13 protein-coding genes and 1 pseudogene are annotated in these 16,216 nt (G+C 61.8%); 8 read left to right on the forward strand and 6 right to left on the reverse strand.

The genetic code is table 11. The annotated features are described in order from the left end of the window. Positions 1–7 precede the first annotated feature (7 nt). From Q7V31_RS03180 to Q7V31_RS03190, 3 genes are all read left to right on the forward strand, one after another. On the forward strand, positions 8–1,564 hold the full coding sequence (locus tag Q7V31_RS03180) for an efflux RND transporter periplasmic adaptor subunit (RefSeq protein ID WP_304732367.1): 1,557 nt from the start codon (positions 8–10) through the stop codon (positions 1,562–1,564). Then, positions 1,561–4,692, forward strand: coding sequence for an efflux RND transporter permease subunit (locus tag Q7V31_RS03185; RefSeq protein ID WP_304732368.1), 3,132 nt, complete (start codon positions 1,561–1,563; stop codon positions 4,690–4,692). Before Q7V31_RS03180 ends, Q7V31_RS03185 begins: the two co-directional genes overlap by 4 nt. Before the next feature lie 186 nt (positions 4,693–4,878). After that, a complete protein-coding gene (locus Q7V31_RS03190; RefSeq protein WP_304732369.1) occupies positions 4,879–5,382 on the forward strand; it encodes a DUF2938 domain-containing protein in 504 nt (167 codons plus the stop codon). Between the two features lie 26 nt (positions 5,383–5,408). Here Q7V31_RS03190 and Q7V31_RS03195 read toward each other — a convergent pair. From Q7V31_RS03195 to Q7V31_RS03210, 4 genes and pseudogenes are all read right to left on the reverse strand, one after another. Beyond that, positions 5,409–5,573 (reverse strand): annotated as a pseudogene (locus tag Q7V31_RS03195) (MBL fold metallo-hydrolase); the annotation flags it as partial. A 191-nt stretch (positions 5,574–5,764) separates the two neighbouring features. Continuing rightward, a complete protein-coding gene (locus Q7V31_RS03200; RefSeq protein WP_304732370.1) occupies positions 5,765–7,558 on the reverse strand; it encodes a caspase family protein in 1,794 nt (597 codons plus the stop codon). Further along, entirely contained in the window at positions 7,543–8,196 is a 654-nt protein-coding gene (locus Q7V31_RS03205) for a hypothetical protein (protein WP_304732371.1), read from the reverse strand. The genes Q7V31_RS03200 and Q7V31_RS03205 overlap by 16 nt, the downstream gene beginning before the upstream one ends. Positions 8,197–8,467: 271 nt before the next feature. Further along, positions 8,468–9,358 carry an MBL fold metallo-hydrolase gene (locus Q7V31_RS03210; RefSeq protein ID WP_304732372.1) on the reverse strand — a complete coding sequence of 297 codons (891 nt, stop codon included), beginning with the start codon at positions 9,356–9,358 and terminating at the stop codon, positions 8,468–8,470. A 121-nt stretch (positions 9,359–9,479) separates the two neighbouring features. Between Q7V31_RS03210 and Q7V31_RS03215 the strand changes: the two genes are divergently transcribed. The 3 genes from Q7V31_RS03215 to Q7V31_RS03225 are packed head-to-tail and all read left to right on the forward strand — an operon-like array spanning position 9,480 to position 11,168. Beyond that, complete coding sequence (locus tag Q7V31_RS03215; protein ID WP_370690622.1) at positions 9,480–9,791, forward strand: ArsR/SmtB family transcription factor; 312 nt, start codon at positions 9,480–9,482, stop codon at positions 9,789–9,791. Positions 9,792–9,834: 43 nt separating this feature from the next. Then, entirely contained in the window at positions 9,835–10,356 is a 522-nt protein-coding gene (locus Q7V31_RS03220; RefSeq protein WP_304732373.1) for a rhodanese family protein, read from the forward strand. A gap of 17 nt (positions 10,357–10,373) precedes the next feature. After that, on the forward strand, positions 10,374–11,168 hold the full coding sequence (locus tag Q7V31_RS03225) for a sulfite exporter TauE/SafE family protein (protein WP_304732374.1): 795 nt from the start codon (positions 10,374–10,376) through the stop codon (positions 11,166–11,168). 212 nt (positions 11,169–11,380) lie between these two features. On the opposite strand, the gene ccrA is transcribed toward Q7V31_RS03225, so the two are convergent. After that, positions 11,381–12,646, reverse strand: coding sequence for a crotonyl-CoA carboxylase/reductase (gene ccrA / locus Q7V31_RS03230; RefSeq protein ID WP_304732375.1), 1,266 nt, complete (start codon positions 12,644–12,646; stop codon positions 11,381–11,383). Between the two features lie 201 nt (positions 12,647–12,847). Between ccrA and Q7V31_RS03235 the strand changes: the two genes are divergently transcribed. Continuing rightward, positions 12,848–13,942: a ferritin-like domain-containing protein gene (locus tag Q7V31_RS03235; protein WP_304732376.1), complete on the forward strand. Its 1,095-nt coding sequence runs from the start codon at positions 12,848–12,850 to the stop codon at positions 13,940–13,942. A 126-nt stretch (positions 13,943–14,068) separates the two neighbouring features. Then, a complete protein-coding gene (locus Q7V31_RS03240) occupies positions 14,069–14,488 on the forward strand; it encodes an anti-virulence regulator CigR family protein (protein WP_304732377.1) in 420 nt (139 codons plus the stop codon). 419 nt (positions 14,489–14,907) lie between these two features. Here Q7V31_RS03240 and Q7V31_RS03245 read toward each other — a convergent pair whose 3' ends face one another. Beyond that, positions 14,908–16,155, reverse strand: coding sequence for an acyl-CoA dehydrogenase family protein (locus Q7V31_RS03245; RefSeq protein WP_304732378.1), 1,248 nt, complete (start codon positions 16,153–16,155; stop codon positions 14,908–14,910). Positions 16,156–16,216 lie beyond the last annotated feature (61 nt).

Consider the following 16,216-nt stretch of genomic DNA (forward strand, 5'->3'; position numbering starts at 1 on the left):
GGGTCTTATGGTTCGCTTACCCAAAGCGTCCGCGATTGCCGTGCTTGTGGCGGTCGCGGCGGCGGCCGGCATATGGAGCGTCGCCGGCGCGCAGTCTCAAGCTTATAAATTCGAGGCCGTGTCGGATGAAATATCTGTCGGCGAGGGCGTTCGGATCGAGGTCCGGTTGCTTGACCCGAGCGGCAAGCCCGTGCCGGCCGGAGTTATCGACATCGTCTCGACGCGGCTCGATATGGGTCCCGACGGCATGGCGATGATGGATACGCCGCTCACGCCGGTACCCGTCGACAGTGCGGATGTCATGGCCTTCGAGACGAAGATCGTGATGGCCGGCCGATGGGCGCTCACCATCGAAGTGGAAGTCGACGGCGTTCCGGCGCCCGTCAAGGGCGTCGTCATCTACACGGCCGTTGAGAAAAAAGCCGATGCAACCCCTGCCGCGTCAGCGGCAGGGGACCGAAAGATACGCTATTACCGCAACCCGATGGGCCTGCCCGACATATCGCCGGTGCCGAAGAAGGACTCGATGGGAATGGACTACATTCCCGTTTACGAGGACGAACTGGCGGGCACCGCCGGAACCGTCCGCGTCAGTGTCGAAAAGATGCAGCGCGCCGGCGTCAGGACCGTGGCGGTCGAGCGTCGCGATCTCGTCCACTCGATCCGGGGGGCCGGCACCGTGATGGCGGACGAGGCCCGCGTCGCGCTGGTGACGGCGCGCTTCGACGGCTTCGTCGAACGTCTCGATGTCCGCACGACCGGCGGTACGGTGACGGCCGGCGAGCCACTTCTGAGGGCCTGGATCGAAAGCGACGAATTGCTGCGCAAGCAGGCCGACTATCTCTCGGCGCTGTCGCGCGGCGGCCGCGACGTTGAGCGCGCGGCGCAAAACCTCCGCCTCTTCGGCATTTCCGACGCCACCATCGCCGAAATGGCGCGCACGCGCGTGCCGGCGCGGGTGGTGACCTTCGAGGCACCGCAGGCCGGCACGATTCTCGACAAGCCCGCGCTTGACGGCATGCGTTTTGCGGCCGGCGATACGCTGTTCCGGATCGCCGATCTGTCGAGCCTCTGGGTGATGGCCGAAATCGCCGAACAGGACCTCGCGCTTGTCCGGCCCGGCCAGACCGCGCAATTGTCGATGCCGGCGATGCCCGGCGAAACGCGCGCGGCGATTGTCGATTTCGTCTATCCCGACATCGACCAGGCAACCCGCTCGGGCCGGGTCCGGCTCGTCGTCCCCAACGCGGACGGACGCCTCAAGCTCGGCCATTTCGTGCGCGTCGAGATCGGCGCGCCGGTCGGCGACGGACCGGCGCTTGCGGTCCCGGCCGCTTCCGTTATCGACGACGGTGCGCGCCAGATCGTCTTCGTCGCGCGCGGCGACGGGCTTTTCGAACCGCGCGACGTTCGCCTCGGCGCCCGCGCCGGCGCCGATGTCGAGATCAGGGAGGGCCTTGCCGCCGGCGAGGAGATCGTCACTTCCGGCATCTTCCTGATCGATGCCGAGAGCAATCTCCAGACCGCGCTGTCGGCCTTCACGACGGAGGCGGCGGCGCCATGATCGCGGGCATCATTGGCTGGTCGGCGCGCAACAGCGTTCTGGTGCTGATCGGCACGCTCTTTGCGATTGTCGCCGGCATCTATTCGATCGCGCGCATTCCGCTCGACGCGATACCGGACCTGTCGGACACGCAGGTCATCATCGTCACCGACTATCCAGGCCAGGCGCCGCAGGTCGTCGAGGACCAGGTGACTTTCCCGCTCGCGACCGCGATGCTCAACGTGCCGCGCGCGCGTGTCGTGCGCGGCTTTTCCTTCTTCGGCGTTTCCTTCGTCTATGTCGTCTTCGAGGACGGCGCCGATCTCTACTGGGCGCGAAGCCGCGTCCTCGAATATCTGAGCGCGGCATCGGAACGCCTGCCCGACGGCGTCACGCCGTCGCTCGGGCCGGACGCGACCGGCGTCGGCTGGGTCTATCAATATGCGCTGAAATCCTCGGAGCTGAACCTCGCCGAGCTTCGCTCGCTGCAGGACTGGCAGGTCCGTTTCGCCGTTTCGCGCGCCGAGGGCGTCGCCGAAGTCGCAACGGTGGGCGGCTTCGTCCGGCAATATGCGATCATCGTCGATCCGCTGCTGCTGAAAAGCACGGGCCTGACGCTTGCCGATATTGCTGGCGCGGTGCGCGCCAGCAACATGGATGTCGGCGGCCGCACCATCGAGCTTGCCGAAACCGAATTCATGATCCGTGGCCGCGGCTATCTCGCCGGTATCGAGGATATCGAAAAGATCGTGCTCCGCGCCGAAGGCGGCACGCCGCTCCTGTTGCGCGATGTGGCGCGCGTCGAACTCGCGCCCGACGAGCGGCGCGGCATCGCCGAACTCGGCGGCGAGGGGGAGGTGGTTTCCGGCATCGCCCTGCAGCGCCATGGCGCCAATGCGCTCGAGGTCATCGAAAACGTCAAGCGCGAGCTGGCGGCGGTTGGACCGAGCCTGCCCGGCAACACCGAAATCGTCGAGGTCTATGACCGCTCCGCGCTGATCGGCCGCGCCATCGACACGCTGGTGCGCACGCTGGTCGAGGAAAGCATCGTCGTGGCGCTGGTCTGTTTCCTCTTTCTCTGGCATGCGCGCAGCGCGCTTGTCGCCATCGTCACGCTGCCGGTCGGCATTCTGATGGCGCTGGCCGCGACCCATGTGCTTGGCATTCCCTCCAACATCATGAGCCTCGGCGGCATCGCGATCGCAATCGGCGCCATGGTCGATGCGGCGATCGTGATGGTCGAAAACGCCCACAAGCGGCTCGAGCATGCGCCGCCTGGCGCCTCGCGCAGCGCCGTCGTCATCGAGGCGGCGCAGGAAGTGGGCCCGGCGCTCTTTTTCAGCCTGCTGATCATCACCGTCTCCTTCCTGCCGATTTTCACGCTGGAGGCGCAGGAGGGCCGGCTCTTCAAGCCGCTGGCCGCGACCAAGACCTTCGCCATGGCGGCCGCCGCCCTTCTGTCGATCACGCTGGTGCCGGTGCTGATGACGATTTTCATTCGTGGCCGGATCGTGCCGGAGGCCCAGAACCCGCTCAACAAGGCACTGATCTGGCTCTACCGGCCGGTGATCGGGCTGGTGCTGCGGGCCCGGGGCGTCACCATCCTCGCGGCCGTCCTCGTGCTCGCCGTCACGATGGTGCCGCTCAGCCGCATCGGTTCGGAATTCATGCCGAACCTCAACGAGGGCACGCTCCTCTACATGCCGACGACGTTGCCGGGTCTTTCGGTGACCAAGGCGGCCGAACTCCTGCAGACGCAGAACCGGATCATCGCCGGCTTTCCCGAGGTCGCCTCGGTCTGGGGCAAGGCGGGCCGCGCCGACAGCGCGACCGATCCCGCGCCGCTTGAAATGTTCGAGACCATCATCAACCTGAAGCCCGAAAGCGACTGGCGGCGGGGCATGAATCTCGACAAGCTGATTGCCGAGATGGACGCGGCGCTCCAGTTTCCGGGTGTCTCCAATGCCTGGACGATGCCGATCAAGGCGCGCATCGACATGCTCTCGACCGGCATCCGCACGCCGGTCGGCGTCAAGATCTTCGGGCCCGACCTCGTCGAACTCGAACGGATCGCCCGCGAGGTCGAAACCGTCCTGCGCGCCGTTCCCGGCACTTCGTCGGCCTATGCCGAGCGCGTCAATGGCGGCTATTTTCTCGACATCCGGCCCGACCGCGACCGCATCGCCCGGCACGGCCTCTCGATGGAGACGGTGCAGGAGACGATTGCGATGGCGCTTGGTGCCAAGGTCCTCACCACCACGGTCGAGGGGCGCGAGCGCTATGATGTGGTGCTGCGCTATCCGCAATCCGCACGCGCCGATCCGGATGCGATCGCGCGCGAGGTTTTCGTCACGACGCCCGCGGGCGCCGCGATCCCGCTCGGCGAGATCGCCGATATTACGCGGGCGCGCGGGCCCACCATGGTGCGCACCGAAAGCGGCCAGCCGGTTGTCTATGTCTTTGTCGATATCCGCGACCGCGATCTCGGCGGCTATGTCGGCGAGGCGCGGCGCGTCGTCGCCGGCGAAGTCGAGCTGCCGCCCGGCTACACGGTTGCCTGGAGCGGCCAGTTCGAATATCTGGCGCGCGCGCAGCAGCGCCTTTCCGTCGTCATTCCGGTCACGCTGCTGGTGATTTTCCTGCTCCTCTATCTCAACTTCAAAGGGCTGACCGAAACCTTCATCGTGATGCTGTCGCTGCCCTTTGCGCTGGTCGGCGGGCTCTGGCTGATGGCGGCGCTCGATTTCAACATGAGCGTCGCGGCCGCCGTCGGCTTCATCGCGCTGGCAGGCGTCGCGGCCGAAACCGGCGTCGTGATGCTGCTCTATCTCGACCATGCCCTGCGCGACGCGAAGGCGCTGGCCGCGGCCGAGCTCCGCGCCTTCACCCGCGCCGACCTCAACGGCGCAATCATGGAGGGCGCCGTCGGGCGCGTGCGGCCGAAAATGATGACCGTCATCACCATCATGGCGGGCCTGCTGCCGATCCTCTGGGCCACCGGCACCGGCGCCGAGGTGATGCAGCGCATCGCCGTGCCGATGATCGGCGGCATGGTGTCGTCCACCATCCTCACGCTGGTGGTGATCCCGGCGATCTACGCCATCGTCCACGGCCTGCGGCTGGTGCGGGAGGCGGACGCGACGGGGTGAAGGGGGCGGGGCGTAAAACCCCGTTGCGCGAGGGGTCGCAATTTCCAGGCCGCCATCCCAGATAGCCCGGGTGACATGCCGTTGCGGTCCTCCGGCGCCGTGACGCCGATATTGTCGGCGGCGTCTCCGCCCGCGGAGGAGGAAGCCGCTCGGCTCCCGCGGCCATCAATGCGAAAGGACGAAACAGTGGGCGACCCGACGGAGTTTCTTCTGCGCATGGTGTTGATCGGTGCCGGCGCCACTGTCGTCCTCGGTCTGTGGACGTTGTTTGCGAAGCGGGTGCTCGGCATGGCCGGTCCCGACTGGGCTATGGTGGGTCGCTGGATCGGGCATCTCCCGCGCGGGCGTTTCCGGCACGACAACATGGCTGCGGCGTCGCCCGTTCGCGGCGAGCGTCTTCTCGGCTGGAGCGCGCATTATGCGATCGGCATCGTCTTTGCAGGCTTGCTTCTGATGGTCTGGGGTCTCGACTGGGCGTATCGGCCGACGCTTCCGCCGGCCCTGATCGTCGGGCTTCTCACGCTCGCCGCGCCGTTCTTCATCCTGCAGCCAGGCATGGGGGCCGGGATCGCAGCTTCAAAAACGCCGAAGCCGAACATGGCGCGCTTGCGCAGCCTGGTTGCTCACACGGTCTTCGGTATCGGTCTCTATGTCGCGGCCTTGCTCACGGCAATGCTGATCCGCTTTTGACCTGAGCCCCCCGCGAATGAGAGCCCCTAAAGGCTCTCATCCGCCTCCGCCGGCACCGTCAGCGGAATTTTCAGGTAGCGCTTGCCATTGTCTTCGGCCGGCGGCACGTGGCCGGCGCGGATATTGACCTGGATCGAGGGCAAGAGCAGCACGGGCGCTGCCAGCGTCGCGTCGCGCTTTTCGCGCATGGCGCCCGGCGGAGATCCCATGTTCGCTTTTCTCACAGCCATCGAACTCATGCCGTCAGGGGACGGAATGCTTCCCGTCCACACCGAACAGGGCATCTGGCTCGACGGCGGCGGCGCGGGCTGCTGGCGAAGGAGGGACGAGGAACGCAAAACAAATTTAACGACAGTCTGAACAATCAATATCCGACTACTTACTATTCGTGTCTGGATGATAATAGAAACCAAGGTACTCGATCAGGGAATATGAGTGCGCTGCATATAGCTCCGGCAGCGACAGCGGAATTCATGGGTCGAACATTGGCGGAATCTGGCCATGCAGAATCTAGATCGGCGATGCTCCAAATTCCATGCCCAATGGTGAAGGTTGCATTCTCGCCGCCTTCAATGTGCTGAAGTGCGAACTTCGTGTAATCCTCTGCGACGTAAGCACTGATACTCAGGTGGTCGAGGTCTTCGAGGGATTCATCGAAGACATCTACCAAGTCGAACGGCTTTGCGCATCTGAGCAAGACGGCTATCGCTTCAGTAGGCCGTGCGAGAATGTCCGCGGCGTCACTGTAGTCGGCAGTCTGCCTGGCTGTGAGATACTTAAGAATTTGGTTTGGCTTCAAGTGTGCGTTGGCAATCAACCCCTTCGCGTCCAAGGCTGAGTTGAACAGGAGACTTAGAATGGTCTCTCCTTCTGATCTAAGTCCAAGTCTGCTGGCTGCGCTAAGGCCTAGGGCGATATACGGAGCTTGTGTGTCATTCAACAGAACTACAGAGGGAGCGTATTGTTGTCCAATGTGTTCCAACACTTCTCTAAACTTCTCAACAGGAAACAATTCAGGTTGCCCCAAGATTTCACGCAAATGGAATGCGGCACCCAGCCACCCGATAATCTTGGAAATCCGAATTGGCAGTGCGTACAATTCGCCTAGTCCGGTCTTGTTTCCTAGTAAGGCATATTGATCTGAGGCTATCGCATTTGTCAGTTCGTTTAGGGTGTCTTCGATTTCGTTGATGACAGAGCCGACTTCTTCTAGGACATGTAGATCGACCGACGGGTGAGTCTGGCAATATCGCAGAAGGGCAGAAACAGATACTGCCAGCACCTCAGCTTTGCGAAACCTATCCGCTGTATCTTTTGCAGATGATACAAGGCCGCTGGTAAGTCTTTGCACGTTGGAAATCAGGTCAGATGCTGAATCCGAACAGCTTTCAAGTGCGGGTTCAATCGCATCCATAAATCTCCGTGGTTGCCACTTTTCGAATGTTCGTTCCGCTTTTGCTTCGTAGTGGGGATTTCGACAGAAGATCGAACGTTGCCTTATGCTAATTGCAGTAAAGCAGGGACTCTGATCGGGTGCATTTTTGAGTCTGTTGGCAACAGCCGGACCGATATCCATCAGATCGAGCGCAGCGGTAGTGTCTTGCACAAACACACTTCCAGAAATGCAATCGAGAAGAGCGTTTGTGCCTAGCCCCCCAGCATCGGTCTCGGATGCTTCTTGGTCGCGTGCGGACATTGCAAGCAGCGTGATGGCAGGAGAATTTGCGTTTCCTGTAATCTCTGCTTTGGCCAACACGCCGAGGTCGACCGTTAATCCGCCGCTGTAGCATGCGTCCAATATGATGTTGCTTTGAGATGGGGCGGAGCTTGCTATGTTTGTAAATAACTCCGACAGCCAAAGGCTGGTCACTGGCAATTGGTCAAGCCGCGTATCCTTTAGGCAAAAATAGAATCCAGCTTTGTCAACGATGCCGTGCCCTGCGAAGAAAAATGTAAATGTGTCAAGTTTCTCATTCGAGAACAAAATTGACTTTAGGGCCAATCTAACTTCGTCCAGCGTTGGAGACAGCAACAGCTGAGATGTGCTCGGGTGGTAGTTGCCGATCTCGTCCCGAATTAGTTTGTCGTAAATTCGTTGTGCGTCGAGTTCCGCGCCTGTGAGCGGCGAAATGCAATTATAGCTATTACAGCCGATTGCTATCAGCGCACGCTGCATAGCGCTGCTCGGGTTTTGAATTTCAGTTTTCGCAGCGCTTCTCGCTCCAGTGCGGCTTTGGACTTTTCATCTTTGAGTCGTTCAATTTCCTCGTGGTACTCGGGTGGTTGGGCTTCTAGTTCAGCGATAAATTTACTGGGATCGGCGCCGGTATGGACTTCTGGAAGTGTCACCCGACCTTGACGATCTACCCCAAATTCGATCTTTCTCATCATTTCAAGAAAGCCGGCTGCAAATGAACCTGCGTCGGCTGATGACACAACGTTCCCCGTTTCCTCGCAGACCTTGTTGATACTGCTGTAGATCATTTCCGAGAATTGCTTGTTCAGTTCAGCCGCTACGTGTTCTACGAAGCGCAGAATAAGACTGAGGTCGTTCGCTACAATCTCATCAAATGAATTGGTCCACTCGACGGCGTGAGTTTGAAATCCACCTTCGCGCACTTCGGGATTTGCGCGGCTGGTCCAAGTCTGACCATGCGTGTAGCTGTGACTGTTCTCGGGAGGCAGTGTTTGGCGAACATGCTGTTTCTGAAGTTCCTCTATGATCACAAAAATAGAATCTTCCAGAGCGTCAGCTTCAGTTCTGAGCCCGAAAAATTCAGGACGACTCTTGGTGTCTTTCATTTTCTTGATCATGGATCCTCGAAGCAGGTCCAGTTTGGAACTCCTGGCTTTTTCTGCACCTTGCCGTTGTACCGCAGCTGATACTCTTCGCCTTCACGCCTTCCGCCAGCGCGACGAGCGCAATGAGGCGACGGCAAGCGTCGAAAGAAGTACGCGGCACATTTTTCTCCCAGCATCCTTTCCTTGTGCGGAGTAGAATCGGCGGTGATGGAGGCCGAGTGTAGCAGGGCGTCCGCTTTCCGGCACAGGCGATTGTTTGGGCGCCCCCCGCGAATGAGAGCCCCTAAAGGCTCTCATCCGCTTCCGCCGGCACCGTCAGCGGGATTTTCAGGTAGCGCTTGCCATTGTCCTCGGCCGGCGGCACGTGTCCGGCGCGGATATTGACCTGGATCGAGGGCAGCAGCAGCACGGGGGCCGCCAGCGTCGCGTCGCGCTTTTCGCGCATGGCGACGAAGCTGTCCTCGCTGACGCCTTCATGGACATGGACATTGTGGGCCCGCTGTTCGCCCACCGTCGTCTCCCACACGTAATGGTCGCGGCCTTCCGGCTTGTAGTCGTGGCAGAGGAAGAGCCGCGTCTCGTCGGGCAGCGCCAGCAGCTTCCGGATCGACCGGTAGAGCGTGCGCGCGTCGCCGCCGGGGAAGTCGGCCCGTGCCGTGCCGTAATCGGGCATGAAGAGCGTGTCGCCGACGAAAACCGCATCGCCCAGCTTGTAGGAAATGCAGGCCGGCGTATGGCCCGGCGTCGCGATCACTTCCACCGTCAACTCGCCGATATTGAAGCGCTCGCCTTCCTTGAACAAATGGTCGAATTCGCGCCCGTCGGTCGGGCCCTTCTGGTTGAAAACAGGCGTGAAGATTTTCTGCACAGCGTCGATATGCGCGCCGATGCCGATCTTGGCGCCGGTCTTCGCTTTCAGATATTGCGCGGCCGAAAGGTGATCGGCATGGGCGTGCGTCTCGAGAATCCATTTGATCTCGGCCTTTGCCTTCGCCGCTTCTTCGAGCAGGCGGTCGGCGCTGGCGGTCGAGACCTTGCCCGATTTCGGGTCGAAATCGAGCACCGGGTCGACAAGGGCGGCCGTGCGGGTCGCCGGATCGACCACCAGATAGCTCACCGTATTGGTGGCCTCGTCGAAAAAGCCTTGTATTTCGGGCTTTTTTTCGTTGCTCATGGGGTTCTCCTTCGTCGTTTCCGGCCCGGCTTTCGCCTCGGCCCCGTTTGTCTCTTGACATATATATTAGCAATCACTAATTTAGCAAGGACTAAAACGTCACAGGGCCGGAGGCCGGACGATGCGAATGATCAAAAGCGACATTTCGAAGCTGGCCGAAAGCGCCGGCGAGGCGGCGCGGATGTTGCGCCTGCTCGCCAATGAAAAGCGCTTGCTGGTGCTCTGCGCGCTGGCGGTCAAAGGCGAGGCCAGCGTCAGCGAGCTGGCGGCCGAAGCCGATCTCGGCATGTCGGCGCTGTCGCAGCATCTGGCCAAACTCCGCGAAGACGGCCTCGTCGCCACGCGCAAGGAAGCACAGACCGTCTACTACCGGATCGACGATCCCGACGCGGCGAAGATCCTGAAAACGCTGAAAGACATTTATTGCGCGTGAGCGCGCCGCCCGCGCGCCACTCGCGCCTCAAAGGAGAAAGACCATGAGCCTCAAGACCCTCAGCCCCGAAGAAGCAAAGTCGCTCGCCGCGCGCGGCGCCATCGTCATCGATGTGCGCGACGCCGACGAGTTTGCCCGCGAACACATTCCCGGCGCGCGCAACGAGCCCCTGTCGGCGCTCGGTGCCGGTCCGGCGGCCGCCAATGCTGACATTGTCATCTATCACTGCAAGTCCGGCATGCGCACCAAGGCCAATGCGCCGAAGCTTGCCGCCGCGCGTGCCTGCGAGGCCTATATTCTCGAAGGCGGCATCGAGGCCTGGAAGACGGCCGGTCTCCCCGTCGCCGTCGACAAGGGCCAGCCGCTCGAACTGATGCGCCAGGTGCAGATCGCGGCGGGCTCGCTCGTCGTCATCGGCGTCCTGCTCGGCGCGGCTCTCCATCCCGGCTTCTATCTGCTCTCCGGCTTTGTCGGCGCGGGCCTTGTCTTTGCCGGCGTCTCGGGCTTTTGCGGCATGGCGCGGCTCTTGACCGTGATGCCGTGGAACCGCGCGCTGCGCGCCTGACCTGAAGGGCGGGGCCGATGGAATTCGCTGTCGCCGATCTGGTCACGCTGGCCGCCGGTGCGCTGGTCGGGCTGACGCTCGGCCTGATCGGCGCCGGCGGCTCGATCCTGGCCGTGCCGCTGCTGGTCTATGTCGTCGGCGTCGCCTCGCCCCATGTCGCGATCGGTACCGGCGCCATCGCGGTTGCGGCCAATGCGCTGGCCGGTGTTCTTCTTCACGCGCGGGCGAAGACCGTCAAATGGCCTTGCGCCCTCGTCTTCGCCGCTTCGGGCGTCGTCGGCGCTTTCGGCGGCGCGCGGCTCGGCAAGATGGTCGATGGCGAGCTGCTGCTTGGCCTCTTCGGCCTCGTGATGATCGCGGTCGGCATTTCGATGTTTCTGCGCAAGGGTGATGGCGGCAACGCCGATGTCCATCTCGACCGTGCCTCGGCGCGCCGTCTGCTGCCGTCGCTCGTCGGCTATGGTTTCGCGGTCGGGCTTCTCTCCGGCTTCTTCGGCATTGGCGGCGGCTTTCTGATTGTGCCGGGCCTGATCGGTGCCACCAACATGCCGATCCTGTTCGCGGTCGGCTCGTCGCTGGTCTCGGTCTCGGCCTTCGGCTTCGCCACCGCCTCTTCCTATGCGCTGGCCGGTCTCGTCGACTGGCATGCGGCCGCGCTGCTGCTCGCCGGCGGCCTTGCCGGTGCCGTCCTCGGCACGGCGCTCGCGCGCCGTCTGGCCGCCCGCAAGGCGCTCCTTATACGGATCTTCGCCGCGATGGTCATCGCCATCGGCCTCTATGTGGCCGGGCAGGGCGCGCTGGTCTATGTGTGAGGCGGCGGTTCGGACCGGTTAGAGCCCGGGGACAAGTTTTTTTCACATCCTCGCGCTGTTGCAGCTGCGAAGGCGAACAGGTCGAAAGCGGGGATAAGTCGGACTTATCCCCGGGGCTTCGGGCGGGGATAAATCCGCTTGTGACAGTTTTATGACAGTTTTGTGACAGAGGGGGGGGTCTGCTGCCGATTCCGCTGTCACATGGCTGCCGTTCAGGCCGCCTTGTTGCCCGCTTCGACCGCATCCTCGAAGGTCTTCAGGCCCGGCCGCGCGGCCGAAACCAGCACCGCCATGTTGCCCGGCAGATGCTCGTTCTTCCACATCTTGTCATGCGCCAGCGGAATGTCCGCCCACGGAAAGACTTCCGACATGCCGGGGTCGATGCGGCGTTCGATGACGAGCTGGTTGGCGGCCGATGCCTGTTTCAGATGCGCGAAATGCGAGCCCTGTATGCGTTTCTGCCGCATCCAGACGAAGCGCGCGTCGAAAGTGAGATTGAATCCGCTGGTGCCGGCGCAGAAAACCACCATGCCGCCGCGTTTGGCGACCATGCAGGAAACCGGAAAGGTCGCCTCGCCCGGATGTTCGAAGACGATATCGGGATCAATGCCCTTGCCGGTGATGTCCCAGATCGCCTTGCCGAACTTGCGCGCCTCTTTCATGAAGTCGTTGAACTCGGACGAATTGACCTTCGGCAATTGCCCCCAGCAATCGAAATGCTTGCGATTGATGACGCCCTTGGCGCCCATCGACATCACGAAGTCGTGCTTTGAGTCATCCGAAATAACGCCGATGGCATGGGCACCAGCCGTCGCGCAGAGCTGCACGGCGAAGGAACCGAGGCCGCCGGATGCCCCCCACACCAGCACGTTCTGTCCCGGCGCGAGGATATGCGGCGCGTGGCCGAAGAGCATGCGGTAGGCCGTCGCCAGCGTCAGCGTGTAGCAGGCGCTCTCTTCCCAGGTCAGGTGTTTCGGGCGCGGCATCAACTGCTGCGATTGCACGCGGCAGAATTGCGCGAAGGAACCGTCCGGCGTTTCATAGCCCCAGATGCGTTGCGTCGGCGAGAACATCGGGTCGCCGCCATTGCATTCCTCGTCGTCGCCATCGTCCTGGTTGCAATGGATGACGACTTCGTCGCCGACCTTCCAGCGCTTTACCCGCGCGCCGACCGCATAGACGATGCCGGAGGCGTCGGAGCCAGCGATATGGAAGGGTTGTTTGTGAACGTCGAAAACCGAAACCGGTGTGCCGAGGCCGGCCCAGATGCCGTTGTAATTGACGCCGGCCGCCATCACCAGCACCAGCACCTCGTTCGAGTCGATCTCCCAGGTGGGCACCGCCTCGACCTGCATCGCCTGTTGCGGCGGGCCCTCGCGGTCGCGCCGGATCGTCCAGGCATACATCTTCGCCGGCACATGGCCGAGCGGCGGGATCTCGCCGATCTCGTAGAGATCCTTTTTCTCCGTGTACGTCATAACTCCACCTCGTCCGCCCTTCGGTACCGCCGTCGGCGCGGATCATTGGCATTTGACGCCGCGGATGCAAGGAAATTTTGCACTGCAATATCAAGCGTTTGCGGCGGAAATGCTGGAATCCTGCCGCTTATTTGACATAGCGGAAGTCAAAATACGGAGTTACACTCCGCACCTAGGATCTTTTTGGGAGGAGGGAGCCGCATGAGTTTCAGCAAGCAATATGCCATCGAACTCGAAGGCAGCCACTGGGCTGTGCCGCAGGGTTTCGACGTGATGTTCAACTGGGAATACGATCCCGAGCGCGCGGCGATGATGGGTCTCTATCGCAAGGGCGTCGAGATGCAGTGGGATGCCAATACGCGCATCGACTGGTCGCAGGAACTCGACGAGGACAATCCCGAGCAATTGCCCGACGAGATGCTGCCGATCAATGGCATGGCGCAGTTCGAGAAAATGTCGCGCAAGGAAAAAGCCAATGTGCGCAAACATTTTCAGGCCTGGCAATTGTCGCAGTTCATGCAGGGCGAACAGGGTGCGTTGATCTGCACCGCCAAGATCGTCACCCAGGTGCCGGACATGGATTCGAAATTCTATGCCTCGACACAAGTGATCGACGAAGCGCGTCATGTCGAAAGCTACAAGCGCCTGCTCGAGAAGTTCGCGATCGTCTATCCGATGACGAAGCCGCTGCAGGACCTGATCGAACAGACGCTGCGCGACAGCCGCTGGGATATGACCTATCTCGGCATGCAGGTGGTGATCGAGGGCCTTGCGCTCGCTTCCTTCGCGCAGATTCGCGACAATGCGCAGAACCCGCTGGCGGCCGCCGTCAACGCCTATGTGATGCAGGACGAGGCGCGGCATGTCGCTTTCGGTCGTCTGGCGTTGCGCGACTTCTATCCGAAGATCTCCGAGAAGGAGCGCGACGAGCGCGAAGAGTTCCTGCTGGAAGCAAGTTATTTGATGCGCGACCGTTTCGATGCGGTCGAGGTCTGGAAGAATCTCGGCCTCGATCCGGTCGCTTGTGGCGAGCACATGTATCACTCGGGCTTCATGGCCAATTTCCGCAACTCGCTGTTCCAGCGCATCGTGCCGATCGTCAAGGATGTCGGTCTCTGGGGTCCGCGCATTCGCAAGGGCTATGAGGAAATGGGCGTGCTCGCCTATGCCGATCAGGATGTCGACGCCATGCAGCAGGCCGACGACAATATTGCCCGCGAATTCGATGCGCGCCGCAAGCATATCGAACGCATCGCCGCGCGTGCCGGCACACAGGCGACGGCGGCCGCCGAATAGGAAGCATCACCAATCGAGAGGCAGACGCCGGGCAAAAGCCCGGCGTTTTCTTTTGGCCTGTCGGCAAGGTCTTATTGTGGACACAAAGGCGGACCCCTATGGGCCGGTTCATTGGAGGACAAAGTTATGCGGTACACGCTTACGGCCATTACGCTCACTGCGGCACTTGTGCTTTCGTCCGGCGCATTGCTGGCGAATAATCACAAGGCTCAATACCACAAGGCCGGAAAGCATGGTGGTGCCCGTGTGTCCGCTGACATTGGCGTCAAACCGTCCGCGATATTTGAGGCAGACGAGGCGCGGCTCATCCGCGACTACTTCTCGACGCGGCCGATGGATGTCAAGCCGCTGCCGCCGGGCATCGCGAAAAACCTTGCCCGCGGCAAGCCGCTGCCGCCCGGCATTGCCAAGCGCTATCTGCCCGGCGACCTGACGGCCCGGCTGCCCATGCGCACCGGGTACGAGCGCCGGATCGTCGGCGATGACGTGCTGCTCGTGTCGGTCGTCACAGGCGTCATTGTCGACATTCTCAACGACGTGTTTTGACGGAAGCGCCGTTTGCCGCAAAAGTCCAGCGGGAGCGGATTCCAGAAAGAAGCCGCTGCGCAAGGACGTCAACCCGCGCAGCGGCTCATATCTTCAGGCTCGACTATTCGTTGATGCGCTTTGCGTCCTTGGCCACGCGTGCCAATTGTACGAATTCGGCCCGCAATCCGAATTCATCGTCGCCTCGTGCCGTCTGGGCCAAGGCCACAATCTCATCGGCCCGAAGCTGTCGGCGATCCATGGCGAACCACGCAGGCGTTCGCCGAAACCCGCGCCCTTAGACTTTTAAAACATGCCGTCCACAACAAAAAATGTGACACAGTTCGAGTATCAATGTGGTCCGGCAAAATAGAACCGCCGCAAGGAGTACACCCCCCGCGGCGGTCGCGTGTCGGTTCAACGTTCAGCGGGTTCGGCGCTTACCAGAGACCGTGTCGCTGCACTTCGGCGCGGCCGACGACCATGTGATGCACTTCGTCGGGGCCGTCGGCAAAGCGCAGATGGCGCATGTCGGTATACATGTCGGCAAGCGGGGTCCATTGCGAGATGCCGGCAGCGCCGTGCATCTGGATGGCCTGATCGATGATGAGGCAGACTTTCTCGGGCACCATCGCCTTGACCGCGCTGACATAGACGCGGGCTTCCTTGTTGCCCAGCACGTCCATGGCCCTCGCGGCCTGAAGTACGGCGAGGCGCATCGCGTTGATTTCGATGCGGGCGCGCGAAATGATCTCGAGGTTCCCGCCGAGCTTCGCAATCGGCTTGCCGAAAGCCTCGCGCGTCGCGGCGCGCTTGACCATCAGTTCCAGCGCCTTTTCCGCCTTGCCGATCGAACGCATACAGTGATGAATGCGGCCGGGGCCGAGGCGCACCTGGCTGATTTCGAAGCCGCGGCCTTCGCCCAGCAGGATGTTCTCCTTCGGCACGCGCACATTGTTGAAGCGAATGTGCATGTGGCCCTGCGGCGCGTGATCCTTGCCGAAAACCTTCATGCCTTCGAGAATTTCGACACCGGGCGTGTCGATCGGCACGAGGATTTGCGACTGCTGCTTGCTGGGCGGCGCGTCCGGGCTGGTGCGCACCATCACGATCATGATCTTGCAGCGCGGGTCGCCGGCGCCGGAAATGTAGAACTTCTCGCCATTGATGACCCAGTCGTCGCCGTCAAGGACGGCCCTGGTGCGCACATTCTTGGCGTCCGAGCTCGGCACATCCGGCTCGGTCATCGCATAGGCGGAGCGGATTTCGCCGTTGAGCAGCGGTTCCAGCCACTTCTTCTTCTGCGCCGGTGTGCCGACGCGTTCCAGCACCTCCATGTTGCCCGTGTCCGGCGCGCTGCAATTGAGCGATTCGGAGGCAAGCGGCGATTTGCCGAGCTCGACGGCGATATAGGCGTAATCGAGATTGGTCAGGCCAGAGCCGATTTCGGAATCCGGCAGGAAGAAGTTCCACAGGCCCGATTCCTTGGCCTTGTTCTTGGCGCCTTCCAGCAGCTCGAGCTGGCGCGGATGCCAGCTCCAGCGGTCCTTCTTCTCGTCATGAAGGCGGAAAAATTCTTCCGTGATCGGTTCGACATTTTCGGCGATGTGCTTCTGCACGGCGGCCATCAGCGGCCGCGCCTTCTCCGACATCGCAAGCTGAAACAGGTCCTGGTCGAGGTCTGACATAAGTTTTGTCCATCCGTTGTATTTTCAGTTTCGGTGCGCGCAGGTTAACGCGTCCGGCGGC

Origin of the sequence: Parvibaculum sp. (assembly GCF_030651915.1) — a bacterium.
GTDB lineage: Bacteria > Pseudomonadota > Alphaproteobacteria > Parvibaculales > Parvibaculaceae > Parvibaculum.

Excerpts from the sequence above, each read along its gene's own strand:
- Q7V31_RS03180 (WP_304732367.1), top strand. The coding sequence starts at position 8 with ATGGTTCGCTTACCCAAAGCGTCCGCGATTGCCGTGCTTGTGGCGGTC.
- Q7V31_RS03185 (WP_304732368.1), top strand. The coding sequence starts at position 1,561 with ATGATCGCGGGCATCATTGGCTGGTCGGCGCGCAACAGCGTTCTGGTG.
- Q7V31_RS03200 (WP_304732370.1), bottom strand. The coding sequence starts at position 7,558 with ATGCAGCGTGCGCTGATAGCAATCGGCTGTAATAGCTATAATTGCATT.
- Q7V31_RS03205 (WP_304732371.1), bottom strand. The coding sequence starts at position 8,196 with ATGATCAAGAAAATGAAAGACACCAAGAGTCGTCCTGAATTTTTCGGG.
- Q7V31_RS03210 (WP_304732372.1), bottom strand. The coding sequence starts at position 9,358 with ATGAGCAACGAAAAAAAGCCCGAAATACAAGGCTTTTTCGACGAGGCC.
- Q7V31_RS03215 (WP_370690622.1), top strand. The coding sequence starts at position 9,480 with ATGCGAATGATCAAAAGCGACATTTCGAAGCTGGCCGAAAGCGCCGGC.
- Q7V31_RS03220 (WP_304732373.1), top strand. The coding sequence starts at position 9,835 with ATGAGCCTCAAGACCCTCAGCCCCGAAGAAGCAAAGTCGCTCGCCGCG.
- Q7V31_RS03225 (WP_304732374.1), top strand. The coding sequence starts at position 10,374 with ATGGAATTCGCTGTCGCCGATCTGGTCACGCTGGCCGCCGGTGCGCTG.
- ccrA (WP_304732375.1), bottom strand. The coding sequence starts at position 12,646 with ATGACGTACACGGAGAAAAAGGATCTCTACGAGATCGGCGAGATCCCG.
- Q7V31_RS03235 (WP_304732376.1), top strand. The coding sequence starts at position 12,848 with ATGAGTTTCAGCAAGCAATATGCCATCGAACTCGAAGGCAGCCACTGG.
- Q7V31_RS03240 (WP_304732377.1), top strand. The coding sequence starts at position 14,069 with ATGCGGTACACGCTTACGGCCATTACGCTCACTGCGGCACTTGTGCTT.
- Q7V31_RS03245 (WP_304732378.1), bottom strand. The coding sequence starts at position 16,155 with ATGTCAGACCTCGACCAGGACCTGTTTCAGCTTGCGATGTCGGAGAAG.